The sequence below is a fragment of the Demequina soli genome (genome assembly GCF_000971195.1).
Classification (GTDB): domain Bacteria; phylum Actinomycetota; class Actinomycetes; order Actinomycetales; family Demequinaceae; genus Demequina; species Demequina soli.
In genome coordinates, this window is record NZ_BBLZ01000010.1 from 1 (window position 1) to 20,646 (window position 20,646).

The following is a 20,646-nucleotide window of genomic DNA, read 5'->3' on the forward strand; positions in this document are numbered from 1 at the left end:
TACGACCGGGTGGGAGCTGGAGATGCGCGACGGCCGGCCGTGGTTCATCCCGCCGGCATCGGTCGATCCCGCACGCACGCCCGTCCAGGGCGGCGTCGCACGGCTGGAGGTGCTCGGCGATGAGGAGCCCGCGTGACCTAGCGGTGCACCACGACCTTGCCGATCATCGACTGCGACTCCACGCGCCGGTGCGCCTCGCGCAGGTTCGCGGCGGTGAAGCCGTCGAGGTGCTCGTTCGCGGTGGTGCGGATCAGGCCGCGCTCGGCCAGGTGCGCGACCTCGGCGAGGTACTCGCCCTGGCGGCCCAGGTCGGCGGCGCCGAAGAGCGGGCGCGCGAACATCGACTCGAGGTGGAGCGACATGGACTTCGGCTTGAGCGGCGCGGTGTCCTCGAAGCCGCCGTCGAGCGCGACGACTCCCGCCAGCGGGACGGCGATCTCCGCGTAGGCGGCGATGTTGCCGGGCGTGTACGCCGACAGGATGTGGTGGACGCCGTCGGGTGCGGCCGCCCGCACCGACGCGACGAGGTCGCGGTGGTCCACGACCGCATCGGCGCCCATCGCGGTCGCCCACTCCGCCGAGGCCTCGCGGCCCGCGGTCGCGACCACCCGCAGCGCGCTGATCCGCTTCGCGAGCTGGATCGCGATGGATCCCACGCCGCCCGCGCCGCCCACGACCAGCAGCGTGCCCGCCGCATGCGGGTCGACGCGCAGGTGGTCGCGCAGCGACTCGAGCGCGGTCAGGGAGGTGAGGGGCAGCGCGGCCGCGTCCGCGAACGACCACGGCGAGGGCTTGTGCGCGACGATCCGGTGGTCGACCGCCTGGTACTCGGCATTCGAGCCGGGCCGCGAGCGGTCCCCGGCCCACCAGACCTCGTCACCGGGGGCGAAGCCGGTGACCTCGGCGCCGACGGCCTCGACTACGCCCGCGCCGTCGTAGCCGAGGACGCGGGGGTGGTCGGGCGTCGACCGCGCGACGCGCACCTTGACGTCCACGGGGTTGACCGACACGGCCTCGACCCGGATGAGGAGGTCGCGCGGGCCGTGGTCCGGCATCGGCAGCTCGACGTCGACCAGCGCCTCGTGGCTCTCGATCGGCAGGCCCGCGAAGGCGGCGATGGCGTGCATCTCTCGACAGTACGCCCGGGCTACCCGATGAGGCTCGGCTGCAGATCCCGCAGGGTTCGCCGGTGGGTCATGCGGGTCACGCCGACCGCGGAGACGAGCAGCGCGCCGCCCAGCCACAGCGCGAGGATCGCCGCGTCGCCCCACGCGGCGGACGCGGAGCCGCCGTACATCAGCTGGCGCAGCCCGTCGACCGCGAAGCCCATCGGGAGCACGTGGTGGAGGGAGGCGAGCGGACCGGGCAGGGTCTGCCAGGGGAACGTGCCGCCCGCGGTGACGAGCTGCAGGACCATGAGCACGAGACCCAGGAACTGGCCCACCGATCCGAGCCACACGTTGAGCGCGAGGATGATCGCCGCGAAGGTCAGCGACGCGAGCGCCATCATCCCGTACGCGCCCCACGGGTGCGCGACGGAGAAGCCGAGCGCCGACGACACCACCGCGAAGAGCCCCATCATCTGCAGCGCGCCCAGCGAGCCGGGCGTGAGCCAGCCGGCGAGGGTGACGCGCACGGGGGAGTGGATCGCGGTGATCGCCCGCCGCGACACGGGCTTGACGATGAGGAAGAGCGCGTAGATGCCGATCCACGCCGCCAGCGAGATGAAGAACGGCGCGAGCCCCGCGCCGTACGTGCCGGCGTCGGTGATCGCGGACGACGTGAGGTCGACCGGGTTCGCGATCGTCCGGGCCTGCGTGTCGCGCAGCTCCGGGGAGGCGTCGGGGATCTGCGCGACGCCGTCGGCGAGGCCGTCGTGGAGCGTCGCGATCCCCGAGCCGAGGTCGCCGAGCCCCGCCGCGAGCGACCCCGCGCCAGTCGCCGCGGTGCCGAGGCCCGCGGCGAGGGTGCCGGCACCCTCGTCGACCCGGGTCGCGCCCGCGGCGAGGCTCGAGGAGCCCTGCGCGGCGGACGATGCGCCGCTCGCCAGGTCCGCCGCGCCCGAGGCCGCGCTGGAAGCGCCCGCGGCCAGGTCCGCGGCGCCCGAGGCGACCTGGGCCGCGCCGGCGGACAGCGCGTCGATCTGGTCGACGGTGGACTGGACCTGGGCGTTGGCGTCCGCGAGCTGGCCCGCGAGCGGATCGAGCGACGCGAGCGCCTGGTCCACCTGGTCGCGCGTGAGGCCGGCGTCGAGGAGCCCCTGCTCGATCGCGGCGCGCGCCTCGGGGATGCGGGAGGCGGCATCGGCGGCTGCGGCGCCCACCGCGTCGGCCTGCGCCGCCAGCCGCGCGTTGCCGTCCGCGACCCGCGCGGCGCCGTCGGCGAGGTCGGCCGCGCCCGAGGCGAGCGCGGCGACACCGTCGCTGAGCGCGCTGGCGCCGTCGGCGACCTTCGCGGTGCCGTCGGCGAGCGTCGACGCGCCCGTCGCGAGGTCGCCGGTGCCGGCGTCCAGCCGCGTCGCGCCCGCGGCGAGGTCCGCCGTGCCGGACGCGAGGGAGGTGGCGCCGGCCAGCGCATCCTCCGCTCCCTGCGAGAGCCGGGCGGCGCCGTCGGTCGCGTCCACGAGCGAGCCGCGCACGTCGGCGAGGCCGAGCAGGAGGCGTGAGGCCGCCTCCTCGTTGACGGTCCTCACGATCGACGTGCGGATCGCCTCGGCCGCCTGCTCGCCGATGGTCGACGCGAGGTAGCTGTTGACGTCGCTCGTGGTGAGGGTGACGCGGGCCTGCACGGGGGAGGAGGTCGAGGCCGAGGCGAGCGCCTCGGAGAAGTCGGCGGGGAAGGTGATGGCGAAGTCGTAGGCCTCGTCGCCGATGCCGTCGAGCGCCTGGTCGCGCGAGACGACGTGCCACGCGAACGAGCCGTCGTCGACGAGCTGGTCGGCGACGTCGTCGGCGTAGCTCACGTGCGTGCCGTCGACCGTGGCGCCGTCGTCGGCCACGACGATGGCGGCGGGGATGCGGTCCAGCGCCGCGTACGGGTCCTTGTTGGCCCACAGGTACAGGCCGCCGTACAGCAGCGGCACGGTCATGAGCGCGACGAGCGCGAGCACGGCCATGGGGGTGGAGGTGAGGCGGCGCAGCTCGGCGTTGATCATCGCGGGCATGCGCACCGTGAGGCGGCTCATGCGGGCACCTCGACGGGGACGGCCGGGCGGTCCCAGCGCAGCACGTCGGGCATCTCCGCGGCGGTGGTGCCGGCGAGCGTGGCCGCCGCCGCGTCGCCCGCGATGACCAGCACCGCGAGGCCGCGCTGGGCGGACTCGCGCGCGAGGTCCCACCATCCGGCGGGGTCGCCGCCGTGCCGGTCGGGCGAGACCAGCACCACGGCCTCGACCCCGGGGCGCGAGGCGGCGAGCTCGAGCAGCAGCCGGACGCGGTCCGTCGGGTCGACGTTGCCGACGGGGATGCCGGCCCAGCGGGACAGGCCGAGGCGCTCGAGCGTCCGGCGCGCGGCGCGCGGGGTCGCGGTGCGGCCCGCGAACATCAGCTCCTCCTCGACGATGCCGACGGTCGACACGTGCGCCGCGGGCTCGCTCACCACGGGGGCGTCGACGAGCGCGACCGATGCGCGCAGCCGGCGCGGGTCCGGCCGGCCGTCGACGGTGACGAGGCCGGCGTCGGGGCGCATGCGTCCCGACGCGAGCAGCCCCAGGACGGTGGGCCGCTGCTCCGTCTCGACGCGCACGAGCGTGGCGGCGCCGCTCTCGAAGGCGACGGTCACGGGCGGCAGGACGGAGTCGCGGGGGCCCTTGGCGACCCCGGTCAGGTCGATCCTCACGCGTCGGCCCCCAGGGTGCGCGCCACCTCGGCCGCGCGCGCGCCGCCGACCCCGGCCGCGCACAGCGGGTGTGTCATGGCGAGCATCCGGGCATGCGACGGAGCGACCTCGAGCACGTCCAGCGCGGCGCGCTCGACCAGCACCGCGAGGGTCTCGGCGTCGATGTCGGTGCGGACCGTCCCGGCCTCGGCGGCCGCGCCGAGCGCGGCACGCACGCGCGCCCGCACCGGCGCCATCGCCGTCGCCACCGTGGGGGTCCGGCCCGAGGACAGCGCCATGCGCGCGAGCGGCGCGACGTCGGCGACCGCGTCCCACAACGCGCCGCCGAGCCGCGCGAGCGCGACCAGCGGGTCCTCGTCGCGCTCGGGTCCCACCGCGGCGGCGATGCGTGCCGCGCCGCGCTCGACGATCGCGTCGACGAGCTCGTCGCGGCCGGAGAAGTGGCCGTAGACGGCGCGGCGGGACAGGCCCGCCTCGGCGGCGATCACGTCGAGCGGCGCGTCGAGGTCGCGCCGCAGGGCGCGCAGGCCCGCGTCGAGCAGGGCCTCACGGTTGCGCGCCGAGTCGGCGCGAGGGGTCCGGGGAGTCATGCCTTCACGATAGGAACTTGCACACAACTGTGCAAGTTATGGCGTGGAGAGGCCGCCCACCGGGGTGTTCACCGCGGCGCGACCTCCGCCTCGACGCGCGCGAGCGCCTCGCGGTAGATGCGGGCGACCGCGTCGAGCATCGCGTTCGCGTCGTCGTCGACCTGCCGCCGGGCCGGATCCGCCTCGAACCACGCGATCGCCTCGGCCGCGCCCTCCTCGAACGGGATGCGCGCCTCCCAGCCGGGCACGAGCCGGCGGAGCTTCGACGTGTCGTAGACGGCGGCGTGCATCTTGTCCCCGTAGATGCCGCCCGCCGAGGACGGCCGCGCGGCGACGAGCGCGTCCGACGGCACGTGCACGGACTGCGCGGCGAAGGCCTCGTCCGACAGCCCCGCGGCGCGCGCGAGGATCGCGTGGATCCCGCCCCAGGTCAGCGCCTCGTCCGAGGTGACGTGCACCGCCTCGCCCAGCGCCGCATCGTTCCCCAGCAGGCCGAGCATCCCGGCGGCGACGTCGCGCGCGTGGGTGAGCGTCCACAGCGACGTGCCGTCGCCCGGGATCACGATGTCCGCGCCGCGGCGCATGCGGTCGACCAGCGTCCATGGGTGCGAGGAGTTGCCCGTGTACCCGGGGATCTTCGACGGGCCGTAGGTGTGCGCGGGCCGCACCACGGTCCACGGGATCGCGCCGGCGCGCACCACCGCCTCGCACTCGGCCTTGAGGCGGGCGTACTCCCAGAACTCGTTCACCTGCGGCGTGTCCTCGGTGAGCGGGTGAAGCCTGTCGAAGCTCTGGTACGCCGCCGAGGTCGCGACCAGCACGTACTGGTCGGTCAGCGGCGCGAACGTCTCGAGGTCCGCCGCGACATGCTCGGGGCGGAACGCGATGAACTGGACCACCGCGTCGAAGCGCTCGCCACGCAGCCGCGCGCCTTGGAGGGCCGCCCGCATCGCGGCAGCGTCGGTCGCGTCGGCGTGGATGACGCGGGCTCCCGCGGGCACGCCGATCGTGGAGCGCCCGCGGTTGACGAGCGTGAGGTCGTGGCCGGCGGCGGCGGCCTGCGCCGCGAGCTCGGAGGAGATGAGGCCCGTGCCTCCGACGATGAGGATGCGCATGGGCCGAGCCTAGGCCCCGGCGCCGGCGCCGGCGCCAGGGAAGTCGTGGGGAATGTCCCTTTTGCGGGGGTGCCGCGGAGGGTGCCCCGGGGGGTAGCGTGGCGGTCATGGTCGAGGACCTGGTGCCGAATCTGAGGGCGGCGCTCACGGGGCTCCTCCCGGCCGGCTGGAGGGATGCCGCGCCGTGGGGCTACCCCGCGCAGAGCGAGCTGGCCCTCGTCACGGGCGTGTTCGCCGCCCAGCTGCCGCCGAACGCGGTCGCGGAGATCGCAGACTCCGTCATGCGTCACCGCCCGGGCAGCAGCCTGGACAACCTCGCCGACCTCGCCGCGATCGATCCCGTCGACCTGCGGGGCGTGATCGGCGACCGCTGGGGCGACTCGACGGTGCTGGGCGTGCCGCGGCGCCGCGCCGACGTCATCCACGAGGCCGCCCGCCTCCTCAGCCACGCCGGCCTGCGCACGGGCCGCGACCTCGACTCCGCGATCCGCGAGCGGGGCACCGAGATCGAGCGCCTGCTGCTCGCCGTGCGCGGCCTCGGACCGGGCACGTGGGCGTCGATCGCGTTCATGGCGCACGCGGCGATCCCGCCGGGCGATGACGTGGTGCGCCTCGTCTCCGAGCTCGTCGCTGGGCACGATGCGGCGCCCGAGCCGGGCGACGACGCCCCCGTCCTGGACCGGGCCGGCGTGGGCCGGCTGGTGCGGCTCACCGCGACGCGGCTCGGCACCGACGAGCGCATCCTCAGCTACACGATGCGGCGCCTCGCGGAGGAGCATGCGCGCGCCGGCACCAGCATGTTCGCCGCGGACGGGGCTGTCGGAGCCCCGGCGTAGTCTTCACACGTCGCGGTCCCCCACCCGAGGAGTCCCCCTTGTCCGACGTGCGCAACCCGTGGCCCGCCCTCTGGGCGCTGGTCATCGGCTTCTTCATGATCCTCATCGACACCACGATCGTGTCGGTGGCCAACCCCTCGATCCAGAAGGGGCTGGAGACGGACACGAGCACCGTCATCTGGGTGACGAGCGCCTACCTCCTCGCGTACGCGGTGCCGCTGCTCGTCACGGGGCGCCTGGGCGACCGGTTCGGCCCCAAGCGCGTGTACCAGACGGGTCTCGTCATCTTCACGCTCGCGTCGCTCGCGTGCGGCCTCGCGGACGTGCTGCCCGGCTCGGGCATCGTCAACCTCATCGCCGCGCGCGTGGTGCAGGGACTCGGCGCGAGCCTCATGACCCCGCAGACGATGGCGGTCATCACGCGCACGTTCCCCGCGGCCCGCCGCGGCGCCGCCATGGCGCTGTGGGGCGCGGTGGCGGGCATCGCGACCCTGGTGGGCCCGCTGCTCGGCGGCGTGCTCGTGGACGGCCCGGGCTGGGAGTGGATCTTCATCGTCAACGTGCCTATCGGCGTGATCGCGTTCGTCGCCGCGCAGGTGCTGGTGCCGCACCTCGAGACGCACGCCCACAGCTTCGACTGGCTCGGCGTCGCGCTGTCCGCGGTGGGCATGTTCCTGCTGGTGTTCGGCATCCAGGAGGGCCAGGGGCACGACTGGGACACGTGGGTGTGGCTGTGCATCGCCGCCGGCGTCGCCGTCATCGTGCTGTTCGTGGTGTCGCAGCGGCGCGATGTCGCCGAGCCGCTGCTCCCGCTCGGCCTGTTCCGCGACCGGAACTTCTCGCTGTCGAACATCGCGATCTCGTCGGTCGGCTTCGCCGTCACGTCGATGTTCATCCCGCTCGTGTACTTCTTCCAGGCGGTGCGCGGGCTCACGCCCACCGAGTCGGCGCTCATGACGGTCCCCACCGCGGTCGCGACGCTCGTGCTCGCGCCGATCGCGGGGCGCCTCACCGATCGCCTCCACCCGCGCCTCACCGCGACGCCCGGCCTGCTGCTCACCGCGACGGCGCTCGTGCTCTACGCGCTGCTGCTGTCGCCCGACATCGCGATCGGCTGGCTGCTGGTGCCCGGATTCGTGTTCGGCATGGGCGCGGCGTTCACGTGGGGACCCATCTCGTCCACCGCGACCCGCAACCTGCCCGTGAGGGCGGCCGGCGCCGGCGCGGGCGTCTACAACACGACGCGCCAGGTCGGCTCCGTGCTGGGCTCGGCGATGATCGCGGCGCTCATGGTCAACCGGATCACGGCTCAGCTGGGTGCCGCGGCGGCAGGCGGGGGAGCGCAGGTGTCCGAGTCCGCGACCGGGCTGCAGCTGCCCGCCGCGCTCCAGGAGCCGTTCACCACCGCGATGTCGCAGTCGCTGATGCTGCCAGCCGCGGCGCTGATCGTCGGGGTCGTCGCCGTGGCGCTGTTCGAGCGGCCCGGCCACCTCGCCGCGCCCGAGGGCGCTGCGCCCGCAGGCGGGCCGGGCGAGGAGGTGCGCGCCGTCGCTCAGTAGACGGTGCGCGCGAGCAGCGCGACGTGCACGGTGCCGCCGCGCGTGTGCTGCTCGGCCACCCGCTGGAACCCCAGGCGTTCGTGGAAGGACACGGAGCCGGGGTTCGGGGGGTCGAGCTGCACCTCGGTGGTGACCTCGCTCGCGCCTCGCTCGCGCGCCCGCTCGAACACGGACTCGTACAGGGCGCGGCCCACTCCCGTGCCCTTGGCCGACGCCGCGACCACGATGCGGTCGATGTACTGGTGGCGGACCCCGCGGTCCTCGAACCACCGGTAGTTCTCCGACGAGTACGGCTGACCCATCCCGAGGCTCAGCAGGAACGCGATGATCTCGCGGTCCCGGTTGGTCGCGACGAGCGCGACGTCGCACATGCCGTGCAGGTCGGTCAGCTCGTCCTCCGACAGGAGGTTGACGGCCGGGGACGCGTCGGCGTTGAGCGCCGCGACCGCGGGCACGTCCGTGGGACGCATCACGCGGAGGCGAAGGGTCTGCATGGCCCCATTGTGCCTGGTCGATGTGTCCGGGATGTGTCTTACGGGTGCAGCAGCAGCTTGCCGCTGGTGGCGCGCGACTCGAGCGCCCGGTGGGCCTCCGCCGCCTCCTCGAGCGGGTAGCCGTGGTCGATCCGCACGCTGAGGTCGCCGAGCAGGATCCCGTGGAGGATGTCGCTCGCGCGCCACTCGCGCTCGTCGGCGTCCGCGGTGAAGTCGCCCAGCGTCGGCCGGCTCAGCATCACCGAGCCGGCGGAGTTGAGGCGTTGCGGGTCCACGGGCGGCACGGGGCCGGACGATGCGCCGAAGAGCACGAGCGAGCCGCGCCTGCGCACGGAGGCGAGGGAGCCGTCGAACGTGTCGCGGCCCACGCCGTCGTAGACCACGTCGACGCCGTCGGGTGCGAGGGCGTGCACGGCGGCGGGCAGGTCGCGCGTGATGTCGTCCATGAGGTCGTAGCGGAGCACGTGCGACAGGCCGGCCTGGAGCGCGATGCGCTCCTTGTCCGCGGAGCCGACGGTGCCGATCACGGTCGCGCCGCGCGCCACGGCCAGCTGCGTGAGCAGCAGCCCGACGCCGCCGGCGGCGGCGTGCACGAGCACCGTCTCGCCGGGCATCACCGGGTGTGACGACGTGACCAGGTAGTGCGCGGTGAGGCCCTGGAGCATCACCGCGGCGGCCATGTCGAGCTCGACGTCCTCGGGGACGCGGTACAGGTCGGTCACGGGCACCGCGATGTACTCCGCGTAGGAGCCGCGGGTGTGCGCCCACGCGACGCCCTCGCCCTCGACGAAGTCGGTGACGTCCTCGCCGAGCTCGACGATCTGCCCCGCGCCCTCCTTGCCGGGCACGAACGGCAGCTCGACGGCGTACTGGCCGGTCCGCTCGTAGATGTCCATGTAGTTGACGCCGGCCGCCTCGACACGGACCACCACGTGGCCGGGAGCGGCGACGGGACGGGGGATGTCGACGACCTCCAGCACCTCGGGGCCACCGTGCCGACTCACCTGGATCGCTCTCACAACACGCATGGTACGTCGTGCGACGGCGCTTCATGCATAGGGGTGTATGTTTATGCACATGAGCATCCGTGTCGCCGTCTCCGGCGCCTCCGGCTACGTCGGGGGCGAGGTCCTGCGCGTGTTCTCGGCCCATCCGGAGGTCGAGTTCGGCGCCCTCACGGCGCACTCCAGCGCGGGTGACGCGCTGGGCGTGCACCAGCCGCACCTGCGGCCCCTCGCCGATCGCGAGATCGTCGACACCACGGTCGAGAACCTCGCCGGGCATGACGTCGTGGTGCTCGCGCTGCCGCACGGCGCCTCGGGGGAGATCGCCGCGCAGCTGCCGCCCGAGACGCTCGTCATCGACTGCGGCGCCGACCACCGCCTCGCGAGCGCGACCGCCTGGGCCGAGTACTACGGCGGCGTCCACGCCGGCACGTGGCCCTACGGCATGCCCGAGCTCATCACCCCGACCGGCCGCCAGCGCGACATGCTCGCGGGCGCGACACGCATCGCGGTGCCCGGCTGCAACGTCACCGCCGTCACTCTCGCGCTCCAGCCCGGCGTCGCGGCGGGCGTGGTCGACCCGACCGACGTCGTCGCGGTCCTCGCCAACGGCTACTCGGGCGCCGGCAAGAAGCTCTCGACGCCCTACCTCGCCTCGGAGGCGCTCGGCGCGGCCGTCCCCTACGCGGTCGGCGGCTCGCACCGCCACATCCCGGAGATCCTCCAGAACCTCGCGTCCGCGGGCGCGACGGGCACGCGCCTCAGCTTCACGCCCACCCTCGTGCCGATGGCGCGCGGCATCCTCGCCACCGTCACCGCGCCGCTCGCGGCCGGGGTGAACGTCGAGGCGGTCCGCGCGGCCTGGGAAGGGGCGTACGCCGACGAGCCCTTCGTCCACGTGCTGCCCGAGGGCCAGTGGCCCACCACGGCCGCGACGCTCGGCGCCAACACGTGCCTCATGCAGGTCGCCGTCGACGGCAAGGCGGGGCGCGTGGTCGTGGTCGCCGCGATCGACAACCTCGTCAAGGGCACGGCCGGCGCCGCGCTGCAGTCCATGAACCTCGCCCTCGGACTCGAGGAGACCCTGGGCCTCACCACGATCGGAACGGCACCGTGAGCGTCACCGCAGCACAGGGCTTCATCGCGTCGGGCGTCGTCGCCGGCCTCAAGTCCACCGGCGCGCGCGACGTCGCGCTCGTGGTCAACCAGGGCCCGTCCAAGGTCGCCGCGGGCGTCCTCACCTCGAACCGCGTCGTCGCGGCACCCGTCACGTGGACGCGCCAGGTGCTCGCCGACGGCCGCGTCGACGCCGTGGTCCTCAACTCGGGCGGCGCGAACGCGGCCACCGGCCCCGAGGGCTTCCTCGACACCCACCGCACCGCCGAGCACGTGGCAGAGGCCCTCGACGTCTCCGCGGGCGACGTCGCCGTCTGCTCCACCGGGCTCATCGGCGTGCGCCTGCCGCTCGGTCGCCTCCTGGCCGGGGTGGACGATGCGGCGGCCGCCCTGAGCGCCGAGGGCGGCGCCGACGCGGCGCTCGCCATCATGACCACCGACACGGTGCCCAAGGAGGCCGTCGCCGGCGGCGAGGGCTGGACCGTCGGCGGCATGGCCAAGGGCGCAGGCATGCTCGCCCCCGGCCTTGCGACCATGCTGTGCGTCATCACCACCGACGCGGACGTGGACGCCGAGCGCGCCCAGGCGGCCCTCGCGGCCGCCACCCGCGCCACCTTCAACCGCGTCGACTCGGACGGCTGCATGTCCACCAACGACACCGTCCTGCTGCTCGCGAGCGGCGCGTCCGGCATCGTCCCCGGCCCCGACTTCGAGGACGCGCTCCGGGACGTCTGCGCGGAGCTCGCGCGCGGCCTCGTCGCCGACGCCGAGGGCGCGACCCACGACATCGCGGTCACCGTGACCAACGCGACCAGCGAGGACGCCGCCGAGGCGGTCGCCCGCGCGATCACGCGCTCCAACCTCTTCAAGGCCGCGATCTTCGGACGGGACCCCAACTGGGGCCGCATCATCTCGGCCGCCGGCACCGTGCCCGAGGAGGTCGCGCCGTTCGACGCGACGAACCTCGACGTCACCATCAACGGCGTCCAGGTGTGCCGCGCGTCGGGCGTCGGCGACCCGCGCGAGGGCGTCGACCTCAGCGGCCGCGAGGTGCGCATCGTCCTCGACCTGCACGCCGGCGACGCCGAGGTCACCGTGTGGACCAACGACCTCACCCACGACTACGTCCACGAGAACAGCGCGTACTCCTCATGACAGTTGACCTCACCCCCCAGCAGAAGGTGGGCGTCCTCATCGACGCCATGCCCTGGATCGAGCAGTTCCGCGGCGCCATCGTCGTGGTGAAGTACGGCGGCAACGCCATGATCGACGACACGCTCAAGCGGTCCTTCGCGCAGGACATCGTCCACCTGCGCCTGCTGGGCCTGCACCCGGTGGTGGTCCACGGCGGCGGCCCGCAGATCTCCGACATGCTCGCCAAGCTCGGCATCGAGTCCGAGTTCCGCGGCGGCCTGCGCGTCACCACCCCCGAGGCCATGGATGTGGTCCGCATGGTCCTCACGGGCCAGGTGTCGCGCGAGCTCGTGGGCCTCATCAACGACCACGGCCCGTATGCCGTCGGCCTGTCCGGCGAGGACGCGGGCATGCTCCAGGCCAAGCGCCGCCACGCTGTCGTCGACGGCGAGCCCGTCGACGTGGGCCTCGTCGGGGACGTGGTGAAGGTCAACCCGGGCGCCATCGTCGACATCATCGAGGCCGGCCGCATCCCGGTCGTCAGCACCGTCGCGCCCGACATCGACGACCCGACCACGGTCCTCAACGTCAACGCCGACACGGCGGCGGCCGCGGTCGCCGTCGCGCTGCGCGCGAAGAAGCTCATCGTGCTCACCGACGTCGAGGGCCTGTACCGCGACTGGCCGGACCGCGACTCGCTCATCTCCGAGATCAGCGCGTCGGAGCTCGAAGGCATGCTGCCCTCGCTCGAGTCCGGCATGCGGCCCAAGATGGAGGCATGCCTGCGCGCGGTCCGCGGCGGGGTGCCACAGGCTCACGTGATCGATGGCCGCGAGGCCCACTCGATCCTCGCCGAGGTCTTCACCTCGGCGGGCTTCGGCACCATGGTCCTGCACGACAAGGAGGTCTGGGTATGAGCCTGACGAGCCACGGGGAGGCGGGCCTCGAGCGGGGCCGGGTCGACACCCAGCGCTACGAGCACTCCGTCATGGGCACGTTCGGCACGCCCCTGCGGGTCCTCGCCCGGGGCGAGGGCTCGTGGGTGTGGGACGCCGACGGCAACCGGTACCTGGACCTGCTCGGCGGCATCGCCGTCAACGCGCTCGGCCACGCCCACCCGGCCTGGGTGGCCGCGATCACGGCGCAGGCGTCGACGCTCGCGCAGGCGTCCAACTTCTTCGCGACCGAGCCGCAGATCCGCCTCGCGGAGCGGCTGCTCGAGCTCGCGCAGGCGCCGCACGGCTCCCGCGTCTTCTTCGCCAACTCGGGTACCGAGGCCAACGAGGCGGCGTTCAAGATGGCCCGCCGGGTCGGCGGCACCATCATCGCGCTCGAGGGCGCCTTCCACGGCCGCTCGATGGGCGCGCTGTCGATGACGCACAAGGAGGCGCTGCGCGCGCCGTTCGCGCCGCTGCTCGAGCGCGTCGTCTTCGTGCCGCCGAACGACGTCGCCGCCCTCGAGGCTGCCGTCGCGGAGGCCGGCGACACGCTGGGCGCGGTGATCATCGAGCCCATCCAGGGCGAGACCGGCGTCCGTCCCGTGACCCACGCGTTCCTCGAGGCCGCCCGCGAGCTCACGCTGCGCCACGGCGCCCTGCTCATCCTCGACGAGATCCAGACCGGCGTCGCCCGCACGGGCGCGTGGTTCGCGCACCAGCTCCACGGCATCCAGCCCGACGTCATGACCCTCGCCAAGGGCCTGGGCGGCGGCTTCCCGATCGGCGCGGTCGTCGCGTTCGGCGCGCGCGCGGGGGCGCTGCTGGGCAAGGGCGACCACGGCTCGACCTTCGGCGGCAACGCCCTCGCGTGCGCCGCGGCGCTGGCGACGCTCGACACGATCGAGGCCGAGGGCGTGCTCGACAACGTCAAGGCGGTGGGGGAGCACCTGCGCTCCGCGCTGGCCGACGTGCCCGGCGTGGTCGAGGTCCGCGGCGAGGGCCTCATGCTCGGCATCGGCCTCGCCGCCCCGGTGAGCGCCGCGGTCGCGGCCGCCGCCGTCGAGGCCGGCTTCATCGTCAACCCGCCCTCGCCGGACACCATCCGGCTGGTCCCGGCCCTCACGCTCACCGCGGCGGAGGCCGACCTCTTCATCGCGTGGATGGCCGGTCCCGGCTCCCGCCTCATCACGGAAGGTCCTGCATGACCCGCCACTTCCTCCGCGACGACGACGTCACCGCGGCCGAGCAACGCGAGATCCTCGAGCTCGCCCTCGCCTTCCGCAAGGACCGCCACCTCGAGAGGCCCTTCGCGGGCCCGCAGGCCGTCGCGATCATCTTCGACAAGCCGTCGACCCGCACCCGCGTGTCGTTCTCGACGGGCGTCGCCGAGCTCGGCGGGTACCCGCTCGTCATCGACTCGGCGACCTCGCAGCTGGGCCGCGGCGAGCCCGTCGCCGACACCGCGCGCGTGCTCGAGTCGATGGTGTCCGCGATCGTGTGGCGCACGTTCGGCCAGGAGCTCATCGAGGAGATGGCGGCGCACTCGTCCAAGCCCGTCGTCAACGCCCTCACCGACGCGTTCCACCCGTGCCAGATCCTCGCGGACCTCGCCGCGGTGGCCGATGCGCGCGGCGGCGTCGACGCCCTCGCCGGCCTCACCCTCGCCTACGTGGGCGACGGCGCCAACAACATGGCGCACTCGTACCTGCTGGGCGGCGCGCTCGCCGGCATGCACGTGCGCGTGGGGGCGCCCGCCGACTACCTGCCCGACGAGCGCATCGTCCTCGACGCGAAGCGCATCGCGGCCGAGCAGGGCGGCTCCATCACGGTGACCACCGAGCACGACGACGCGGTCGAGGGCGCCGACATCATCGCGACCGACACGTGGGTGTCGATGGGCGACGAGGACGAGTACGCGGCCCGCGCCACCGTGTTCGGCGGCTACCAGGTCAACCAGCACTCCCTCGACATCGCGAACGAGGGCGCCCAGGTGCTGCACTGCCTGCCCGCGTACCGCGGGAAGGAGATCACCGCCGAGGTCATCGACGGCCCGCAGTCGATCGTGTGGCTCGAGGCCGAGTACCGCCTCCACGCTCAGAAGGCGCTGCTCACCTGGCTGGCGTCGCGATGAGCCACGCGGTGCCCCAGACCAAGGCCGCGCGCCAGGCGCTGATCCGCACCCTCATCGACGTGTCCGCGGTCGAGTCCCAGACGCAGCTCGCGGTCCTGCTCGAGGAGCGCGGCATCCACGCCACGCAGGCGACCCTGTCGCGGGACCTCGACGAGATCGGCGCGGTCAAGGTCCGGAACGCGGACGGCCGCCTCACGTACGCGACCCAGGCGATCCTCGAGTCGATGGAGGACACGGGCGCGCGCCTCAACCGGCTGTGCGCGGAGCTGCTCCACTCGGCGGCGGGCAGCGCGAACCTCACCGTCCTGCGCACCCCCGCGGGGGCCGCGCAGTTCCTCGCGATGGCGATCGACACGCACGACGACCCGGATGTCCTCGGGACCGTCGCCGGTGATGACACGATTCTCGTCATCGCGGCGGACCCCCTCGGCGGGGAGCGCCTCGCCCAGAAGTTCCTCGACCGCGCCAGCGGTCTCTGAAACCCCCAACGTAAGGAAGAAGGATCATGGCAGAGCGCATCGTGCTGGCCTACTCGGGAGGCCTCGACACCTCCGTCGCCATCGGCTGGATCGCGGACGCCACCGGCGCCGAGGTCATCGCCGTGGCGGTGGACGTCGGCCAGGGCGGCGAGGACCTCGAGGTCATCCGTCAGCGCGCGCTCGACTGCGGCGCCGTCGAGGCCTACGTCGCGGACGCGCGCGACGAGTTCGCGAACGAGTACTGCATGCCCGCCCTCAAGGCGAACGCGCTGTACCACGACAAGTACCCGCTGGTATCTGCCCTGTCGCGGCCCGTGATCGTCAAGCACATCGTCAAGGCGGCCCGCGAGTTCGGCGCCACCACGATGGCCCACGGCTGCACCGGCAAGGGCAACGACCAGGTCCGCTTCGAGGTCGGCATCGTCTCCCTCGCGCCCGACCTCAAGTGCATCGCGCCCGTGCGCGACCTCGCGCTGACCCGCGACAAGGCGATCGACTACGCCGAGCGCAAGCAGCTGCCCATCGCGACCACCAAGAAGAACCCGTTCTCGATCGACCAGAACGTGTGGGGCCGCGCCGTCGAGACCGGCTTCCTCGAGGACATCTGGAACGCGCCCACCAAGGACATCTACGACTACACCGACGACCCGGCCTTCCCGCCGGTCCCGGACGAGGTCGTCATCACGTTCGAGCGGGGCATCCCGGTCGCGATCGACGGCCAGCAGGTGACCCCGCTGCAGGCGATCGAGGAGATGAACCGCCGCGCCGGCGCGCAGGGCATCGGCCGCATCGACATCGTCGAGGACCGCCTGGTCGGCATCAAGTCCCGCGAGATCTACGAGGCCCCGGGTGCGATCGCGCTCATCGAGGCGCACCGCGAGCTCGAGAACGTCACGGTCGAGCGCGAGCTCGCCCGCTACAAGCGCCGCATCTCCGACGAGTGGACCGAGCTGGTCTACGACGGCATGTGGAACTCGCCCCTCAAGGGCGCGCTCGACGCGTTCATCGAGGACACGCAGCGCCACGTCAACGGCGACATCCGCATGGTCCTGCACGGCGGCAAGGCCGTCGTGACGGGCCGCCGCTCGGACACCGGCCTGTACGACTTCAACCTCGCGACCTACGACGAGGGCGACACGTTCGACCAGTCCGCGGCGCGGGGCTTCATCGAGATCTACGGCCTGGCCGCCAAGCAGGCGGCCGCGCGCGAGGCGCGCCTGGGCTAGGCACGATGCGGCGGGCCCGGCCTGATCCGGGAGCGGGCCCGCCGCCACAGTTTTTTACGACGGATTCGAACGGAGCAGGACATGGCAGGGGAGCAGGGCACCAACGAGGGCGCGCTCTGGGGCGGACGGTTCGAGGGCGGCCCGGCGGCGGCGCTCGCCGCGCTGTCGAAGTCGACGCACTTCGACTGGCGCTACGCGGACGACGACCTGCGCGGCTCGATCGCGCATGCGCACGCGCTCGAGCGGGCGGGCCTGCTGACGGCAGCCGAGTCCGCCGCCATGACGGCCGCGCTCGAGACGATGCGCGTCGACGTCCGCGCGGGCACGCTCCTTCCCGCGGAGTCGGACGAGGACGTCCACGGCGCGCTCGAGCGGGTCCTCATCGAGCGGGTCGGCACGGACCTGGGCGGCAAGCTGCGCGCCGGCCGGTCGCGCAACGACCAGATCGCCACCCTGCCGCGCATGTACCTGCGTCGCCACGCTCGCCTCATCGCCTCGCAGCTGCTCGACCTGGTCGACGCGCTGCTCGGCCAGGCGGACCGTCACCTCGGCGCGCCGATGCCCGGTCGCACTCACTTCCAGCACGCGCAGCCGGTGACCCTGGGCCACGCGCTGATGGCCCACGCGTGGCCGCTGCTGCGTGACGTCGAGCGCCTCACCGACTGGGACGCGAGGGCAGCGTTCTCGCCGTACGGGGCGGGGGCGCTGGCCGGGAACACGCTCGGCCTCGACCCCGCGGCGGTCGCGGAGGAGCTCGGCTTCCTCGGACCCTGCGAGAACTCGATCGACGCCACCGCCTCGCGCGACGTGGTCGCCGAGTTCGCGTGGGTCGCCGCGATGATCGGCGTGGACCTGTCGCGCATCTCCGAGGAGATCATCGCGTGGGCGACCGTCGAGTTCGGCTTCGTCGCGCTCGACGACTCGTACTCGACCGGGTCGAGCATCATGCCGCAGAAGAAGAACCCCGACATCGCGGAGCTCGCGCGCGGCAAGGCCGGCCGCCTCATCGGCGACCTCACGGGTCTGCTGGCGACCCTCAAGGGCCTTCCGCTCGCCTACAACCGCGACATCCAGGAGGTCCACGAGCCCGTCTTCGACGCGGTCGACACCCTCGAGGTGATCCTGCCGGCCTTCACGGGGATGGTGTCCACGCTGGTGTTCCGCACGGAGCGCCTCGCCGCGCTCGCGCCCGCGGGATTCTCGCTCGCGACCGACATCGCCGAGTGGATGGTCAAGAACGGCACCCCGTTCCGCGAGGCCCACGAGGTCGCCGGCGCGTGCGTGCGCCTGTGCGAGAAGCACGGCAAGGAGCTGCACGAGCTCACGCCCGACGAGATGGCCGCGATCCACCCCGAGCTCACCCCGGGCGTGCTCGACGTCCTCACGGTCGACGGCTCCCTCGCGGCGCGCGACGGCGCCGGCGGCACGGCCCCCGTCCGGGTCGCCGAGCAGGGCAAGGCGGCGCGCCTGCGCGTGCGTCACTTCCGCCCCTGGGCGACGTCCTGACGAGGTCGAGGAGGCTCAGGCCTCCTCGACCGTGACCTCGGCCGCGCCGGTGAGATCCATGAGGTCCTCGTAGGCGATCTCGAACACCGAGTGCGGCGTGCCCGCGGCCGCCCACAGCTCGCCGTGCTTCTTGAGCTCGACGTCGATGTAGGTGGGCACGGGGCGCGGGTGGCCGAGCGGTGCGACCCCGCCGATCGGCTGGCCCGTCGCCTCCCGCACGGTCGCGGCGTCCGCACGCGTGATCGCCTGGGCGCCGATCTGCGCGGCCAGCAGGTCGGTGTCCACGTGGTGCGAGCCGCTCGTGAGCACGAGGATGGGCGCGCCGTCCGCGAGGAAGACGAGGCTCGACGCGATCGCCCCGACGTCGCACCCCAGCGCCATCGCGGCCTCCGCCGCGGTCCGGGTCGAGTCGGTGAGCGTGCGCACCTGCGAGTGCAGGCCGCGCGCCGCGAGCAGGTCCATGATCTTCGCGCTCGAGGGATGCATACGGCCACCGTATCCTGGGCCGATGCCGAATCCCAGGGTGCGCGACCTCGTCGCCGCCGTGCGCTCGGCGCCCGCGCGGCTCGGGCGCACGCGCCTCGTGCTCGTCGACGGGCCCGCCGGTTCGGGCAAGACCACGCTCGGCGACCGGCTCGGCGCCGCGCTCGGGGCCCAGGTGCTCCACGGCGACGACATGTACGAGGGCTGGGGCGGCCTCGCCACGCTGGACGAGGTGCTCGCGCAGGTCCTCGACCCCCTCGCCGAGGGCGAGCCCGGCGGGTTCCGCCGCTGGGACTGGCACGCGTCCGCGCGCGCCGAGCGCATCGAGGTCCCCGTGAACGATGCGCTGGTGATCGAGGGCGTCGGCGTCGCCTCGCGCGCGGCCCGGGCCCGCGCATCGTCTGTCCTCTATGTGGAGGCCCCGTGGGCGGTGCGGCTGGCGAGGGGGCTCGCGCGCGACGGCGAGGGCATGCGCGCGGAGTGGGAGAGGTGGCAGGCCGGCGAGCTCGTGCACCTCGAGCGCGAGGGCACGCGTGCGGCGGCGGACGTGTTTGTCGACGGCACCGCGCCCGTGCCGGACTGAGGACCGACCCGACCGGCGCATCGTCCTGGCACAATGGCGCCATCATGACCGATCACCTTCTTGACGACCTGGCCTGGCGCGGACTCATCGCGAACACGACCGACATCGACGAGCTCCGCGCTGCTCTCGACGCCGGCCCCGTCACGCTCTATTGCGGGTTCGACCCGACGGCGCCCAGCCTGCACATCGGCAACCTGGTGCAGATCCTCACCGTGAAGCGCTACCAGGACGCGGGCAACAAGCCCCTCATGCTGGTCGGCGGCGCCACGGGCCTCATCGGCGACCCCAAGATGGCGGGCGAGCGCACGCTCAATCCCGTCGACGTGGTCCACCAGTGGGTCGAGCGCATCCGCGGTCAGATCGAGCCGTACATGTCCTTCGAGGGCGAGAACGCCGCGCGCATGGTCAACAACTACGAGTGGACCAAGGACATGTCCGCGATCGAGCTGCTGCGCGACGTGGGCAAGTACTTCCGCATGGGCACGATGCTCGCGAAGGACACCGTGGCGCGCCGCCTCAACTCGGACGAGGGCATCTCCTACACCGAGTTCAGCTACCAGGTCCTGCAGGGCATGGACTTCCTCGAGCTCTACCGCCGCTACGGCTGCACCATGCAGACCGGCGGCTCCGACCAGTGGGGCAACCTCACGTCCGGCACCGAGCTCATCCGCAAGGCGGAGGGTGTGTCCGTGCACGCGATGTCGACGCCGCTCATCACCAAGGCCGACGGCACCAAGTTCGGCAAGACGGAGTCGGGCACCGTGTGGCTCGATCCGACGATGACGAGCCCGTACGCCTTCTACCAGTTCTGGCTCAACCAGGCCGACGCCGACGTGATCGGCTACCTCAAGGTGTTCACGTTCCTCTCGCGCTCCGAGATCGAGGCGCTCGAGGTGAGCGTCGCAGAGGAGCCCTTCAAGCGCGAGGCGCAGCGCACCCTCGCGTGGGAGGTCACGCGCCTGGTGCATGGGGACGATGCGGCGCAGGGGGCGATCGACGCCTCGCTGGCGCTCTTCGGCCGGGGTTCGCTCGAGACGCTCTCCGCGGACACGCTGTCCGGCTGCGCGCAGGAGCTCGGGGGAGTGGACCTCGCGCCCGGTGCCACGGTGACGGACGCGCTCGTCGCCGCGGGGATCGTCGACTCCCGGTCGGCCGCCCGTCGCGCGGTGCAGGAGGGCGGCGCGTACGTGAACAACGAGCGCGTCGACGACCCCGACCTGGTGCTGGGCGCGGAGCAGGCGCTGGCCGGCGGCTGGGCGGTGGTCCGCCGCGGCAAGAAGTCGGTGGGAATCGTGAGGCTCGCGGCCTGACGGCCGCCCGTCGATCGGCGCCTATCCCGGGCGCTAGCAGGCAGGACGCCTGCGACACGCCCGGGATCCGCGCGATTTGACGGTGGGCACCGGGTGCCCCTAATGTTTAACCCGTTGCCGACGACGGAGACGCCAGGCAGGAACTGAAGAGGTCCTGCAGGAGACGCCCCGGAAGCAACGAGATCCGATGGAAGCGGCGGACGCTACGTGCGTCCCGCACCACTCGAAGGATCGCCGACGAACCCTCAGACGTTCATCATCTGGAAGATCAGGCCGGAAACGCCGATTTGACAGTGAGAAACGAA

The 20,646-nt window shown here is 73.2% G+C and carries 20 protein-coding genes; 12 read left to right on the top strand and 8 right to left on the bottom strand.

Annotation, left to right across the window (positions count from 1 at the left end):
- Window positions 1–137: 137 nt before the first annotated feature.
- The 5 genes from AOM04_RS13985 to AOM04_RS14005 form a co-directional block, all read right to left on the bottom strand.
- On the bottom strand, window positions 138–1,127 hold the full coding sequence (locus tag AOM04_RS13985; RefSeq protein ID WP_062465413.1) for a zinc-binding alcohol dehydrogenase family protein: 990 nt from the start codon (window positions 1,125–1,127) through the stop codon (window positions 138–140).
- Window positions 1,128–1,147: 20 nt separating this feature from the next.
- The gene (locus AOM04_RS13990; protein WP_062465431.1) at window positions 1,148–3,169 is read right to left on the bottom strand and encodes a YhgE/Pip family protein; all 2,022 of its coding nucleotides are present in this window, start codon (window positions 3,167–3,169) and stop codon (window positions 1,148–1,150) included.
- An 11-nt stretch (window positions 3,170–3,180) separates the two neighbouring features.
- On the bottom strand, window positions 3,181–3,837 hold the full coding sequence (locus tag AOM04_RS13995; protein ID WP_062465414.1) for a hypothetical protein: 657 nt from the start codon (window positions 3,835–3,837) through the stop codon (window positions 3,181–3,183).
- On the bottom strand, window positions 3,834–4,427 hold the full coding sequence (locus AOM04_RS14000; RefSeq protein ID WP_062465415.1) for a TetR/AcrR family transcriptional regulator: 594 nt from the start codon (window positions 4,425–4,427) through the stop codon (window positions 3,834–3,836). Before AOM04_RS14000 ends, AOM04_RS13995 begins: the two co-directional genes overlap by 4 nt.
- A gap of 68 nt (window positions 4,428–4,495) precedes the next feature.
- Window positions 4,496–5,542 (bottom strand): NAD-dependent epimerase/dehydratase family protein, encoded by a 1,047-nt coding sequence (locus tag AOM04_RS14005; RefSeq protein WP_062465416.1) that lies wholly within the window; start codon window positions 5,540–5,542, stop codon window positions 4,496–4,498.
- Window positions 5,543–5,649: 107 nt separating this feature from the next.
- Between AOM04_RS14005 and AOM04_RS14010 the strand changes: the two genes are divergently transcribed.
- Together AOM04_RS14010 and AOM04_RS14015 are read left to right on the top strand one after the other, a co-directional pair.
- Complete coding sequence (locus AOM04_RS14010; RefSeq protein WP_062465417.1) at window positions 5,650–6,378, top strand: hypothetical protein; 729 nt, start codon at window positions 5,650–5,652, stop codon at window positions 6,376–6,378.
- A 38-nt stretch (window positions 6,379–6,416) separates the two neighbouring features.
- On the top strand, window positions 6,417–7,937 hold the full coding sequence (locus AOM04_RS14015; protein ID WP_174447678.1) for a DHA2 family efflux MFS transporter permease subunit: 1,521 nt from the start codon (window positions 6,417–6,419) through the stop codon (window positions 7,935–7,937).
- Here AOM04_RS14015 and AOM04_RS14020 read toward each other — a convergent pair.
- Both AOM04_RS14020 and AOM04_RS14025 read right to left on the bottom strand, forming a co-directional pair.
- A complete protein-coding gene (locus tag AOM04_RS14020) occupies window positions 7,931–8,431 on the bottom strand; it encodes a GNAT family N-acetyltransferase (protein WP_062465418.1) in 501 nt (166 codons plus the stop codon). The two genes, AOM04_RS14015 and AOM04_RS14020, sit on opposite strands and share 7 nt — an antisense overlap.
- A gap of 38 nt (window positions 8,432–8,469) precedes the next feature.
- A complete protein-coding gene (locus AOM04_RS14025) occupies window positions 8,470–9,459 on the bottom strand; it encodes a quinone oxidoreductase family protein (RefSeq protein ID WP_369401366.1) in 990 nt (329 codons plus the stop codon).
- 43 nt (window positions 9,460–9,502) lie between these two features.
- Between AOM04_RS14025 and argC the strand changes: the two genes are divergently transcribed.
- The 8 genes from argC (at window position 9,503) to argH (ending at window position 17,965) form a co-directional block, all read left to right on the top strand.
- Complete coding sequence (gene argC / locus AOM04_RS14030) at window positions 9,503–10,552, top strand: N-acetyl-gamma-glutamyl-phosphate reductase (protein WP_228373733.1); 1,050 nt, start codon at window positions 9,503–9,505, stop codon at window positions 10,550–10,552.
- The gene (argJ, locus tag AOM04_RS14035) at window positions 10,549–11,706 is read left to right on the top strand and encodes a bifunctional glutamate N-acetyltransferase/amino-acid acetyltransferase ArgJ (protein ID WP_062465421.1); all 1,158 of its coding nucleotides are present in this window, start codon (window positions 10,549–10,551) and stop codon (window positions 11,704–11,706) included. The genes argC and argJ overlap by 4 nt, the downstream gene beginning before the upstream one ends.
- Window positions 11,703–12,602 carry an acetylglutamate kinase gene (gene argB, locus AOM04_RS14040; protein ID WP_062465422.1) on the top strand — a complete coding sequence of 300 codons (900 nt, stop codon included), beginning with the start codon at window positions 11,703–11,705 and terminating at the stop codon, window positions 12,600–12,602. The genes argJ and argB overlap by 4 nt, the downstream gene beginning before the upstream one ends.
- Window positions 12,599–13,828: an acetylornithine transaminase gene (locus AOM04_RS14045; protein ID WP_062465423.1), complete on the top strand. Its 1,230-nt coding sequence runs from the start codon at window positions 12,599–12,601 to the stop codon at window positions 13,826–13,828. The genes argB and AOM04_RS14045 overlap by 4 nt, the downstream gene beginning before the upstream one ends.
- Complete coding sequence (gene argF, locus AOM04_RS14050; RefSeq protein ID WP_062465424.1) at window positions 13,825–14,754, top strand: ornithine carbamoyltransferase; 930 nt, start codon at window positions 13,825–13,827, stop codon at window positions 14,752–14,754. Before AOM04_RS14045 ends, argF begins: the two co-directional genes overlap by 4 nt.
- Window positions 14,751–15,233: an arginine repressor gene (gene argR, locus AOM04_RS14055; protein WP_062465425.1), complete on the top strand. Its 483-nt coding sequence runs from the start codon at window positions 14,751–14,753 to the stop codon at window positions 15,231–15,233. The genes argF and argR overlap by 4 nt, the downstream gene beginning before the upstream one ends.
- A gap of 26 nt (window positions 15,234–15,259) precedes the next feature.
- Entirely contained in the window at window positions 15,260–16,459 is a 1,200-nt protein-coding gene (locus AOM04_RS14060; protein WP_062465426.1) for an argininosuccinate synthase, read from the top strand.
- An 81-nt stretch (window positions 16,460–16,540) separates the two neighbouring features.
- Window positions 16,541–17,965: an argininosuccinate lyase gene (gene argH, locus AOM04_RS14065; RefSeq protein WP_062465427.1), complete on the top strand. Its 1,425-nt coding sequence runs from the start codon at window positions 16,541–16,543 to the stop codon at window positions 17,963–17,965.
- A 15-nt stretch (window positions 17,966–17,980) separates the two neighbouring features.
- Here the strand turns inward: argH and AOM04_RS14070 are convergent, their stop codons facing one another.
- Window positions 17,981–18,451 (bottom strand): YbaK/EbsC family protein, encoded by a 471-nt coding sequence (locus AOM04_RS14070; protein ID WP_062465428.1) that lies wholly within the window; start codon window positions 18,449–18,451, stop codon window positions 17,981–17,983.
- A 22-nt stretch (window positions 18,452–18,473) separates the two neighbouring features.
- On the opposite strand from AOM04_RS14070, the gene AOM04_RS14075 reads away from it, so the two are divergent.
- Entirely contained in the window at window positions 18,474–19,031 is a 558-nt protein-coding gene (locus AOM04_RS14075; RefSeq protein WP_062465429.1) for a uridine kinase family protein, read from the top strand.
- A 44-nt stretch (window positions 19,032–19,075) separates the two neighbouring features.
- Window positions 19,076–20,341 (top strand): tyrosine--tRNA ligase, encoded by a 1,266-nt coding sequence (tyrS, locus tag AOM04_RS14080; RefSeq protein ID WP_062465430.1) that lies wholly within the window; start codon window positions 19,076–19,078, stop codon window positions 20,339–20,341.
- Window positions 20,342–20,646: the final 305 nt, after the last annotated feature.

Coding starts and splice junctions, on each gene's coding strand:
- AOM04_RS14005 (WP_062465416.1), bottom strand. CDS start 5,542: ATGCGCATCCTCATCGTCGGAGGCACGGGCCTCATCTCCTCCGAGCTC.
- AOM04_RS14045 (WP_062465423.1), top strand. CDS start 12,599: ATGAGCCTGACGAGCCACGGGGAGGCGGGCCTCGAGCGGGGCCGGGTC.
- tyrS (WP_062465430.1), top strand. CDS start 19,076: ATGACCGATCACCTTCTTGACGACCTGGCCTGGCGCGGACTCATCGCG.
- AOM04_RS14070 (WP_062465428.1), bottom strand. CDS start 18,451: ATGCATCCCTCGAGCGCGAAGATCATGGACCTGCTCGCGGCGCGCGGC.
- AOM04_RS14000 (WP_062465415.1), bottom strand. CDS start 4,427: ATGACTCCCCGGACCCCTCGCGCCGACTCGGCGCGCAACCGTGAGGCC.
- argR (WP_062465425.1), top strand. CDS start 14,751: ATGAGCCACGCGGTGCCCCAGACCAAGGCCGCGCGCCAGGCGCTGATC.
- argC (WP_228373733.1), top strand. CDS start 9,503: ATGCACATGAGCATCCGTGTCGCCGTCTCCGGCGCCTCCGGCTACGTC.
- argB (WP_062465422.1), top strand. CDS start 11,703: ATGACAGTTGACCTCACCCCCCAGCAGAAGGTGGGCGTCCTCATCGAC.
- AOM04_RS14020 (WP_062465418.1), bottom strand. CDS start 8,431: ATGCAGACCCTTCGCCTCCGCGTGATGCGTCCCACGGACGTGCCCGCG.
- AOM04_RS14010 (WP_062465417.1), top strand. CDS start 5,650: ATGGTCGAGGACCTGGTGCCGAATCTGAGGGCGGCGCTCACGGGGCTC.
- argH (WP_062465427.1), top strand. CDS start 16,541: ATGGCAGGGGAGCAGGGCACCAACGAGGGCGCGCTCTGGGGCGGACGG.
- AOM04_RS14075 (WP_062465429.1), top strand. CDS start 18,474: ATGCCGAATCCCAGGGTGCGCGACCTCGTCGCCGCCGTGCGCTCGGCG.
- AOM04_RS13985 (WP_062465413.1), bottom strand. CDS start 1,127: ATGCACGCCATCGCCGCCTTCGCGGGCCTGCCGATCGAGAGCCACGAG.
- AOM04_RS14060 (WP_062465426.1), top strand. CDS start 15,260: ATGGCAGAGCGCATCGTGCTGGCCTACTCGGGAGGCCTCGACACCTCC.
- argF (WP_062465424.1), top strand. CDS start 13,825: ATGACCCGCCACTTCCTCCGCGACGACGACGTCACCGCGGCCGAGCAA.
- AOM04_RS14025 (WP_369401366.1), bottom strand. CDS start 9,459: ATGCGTGTTGTGAGAGCGATCCAGGTGAGTCGGCACGGTGGCCCCGAG.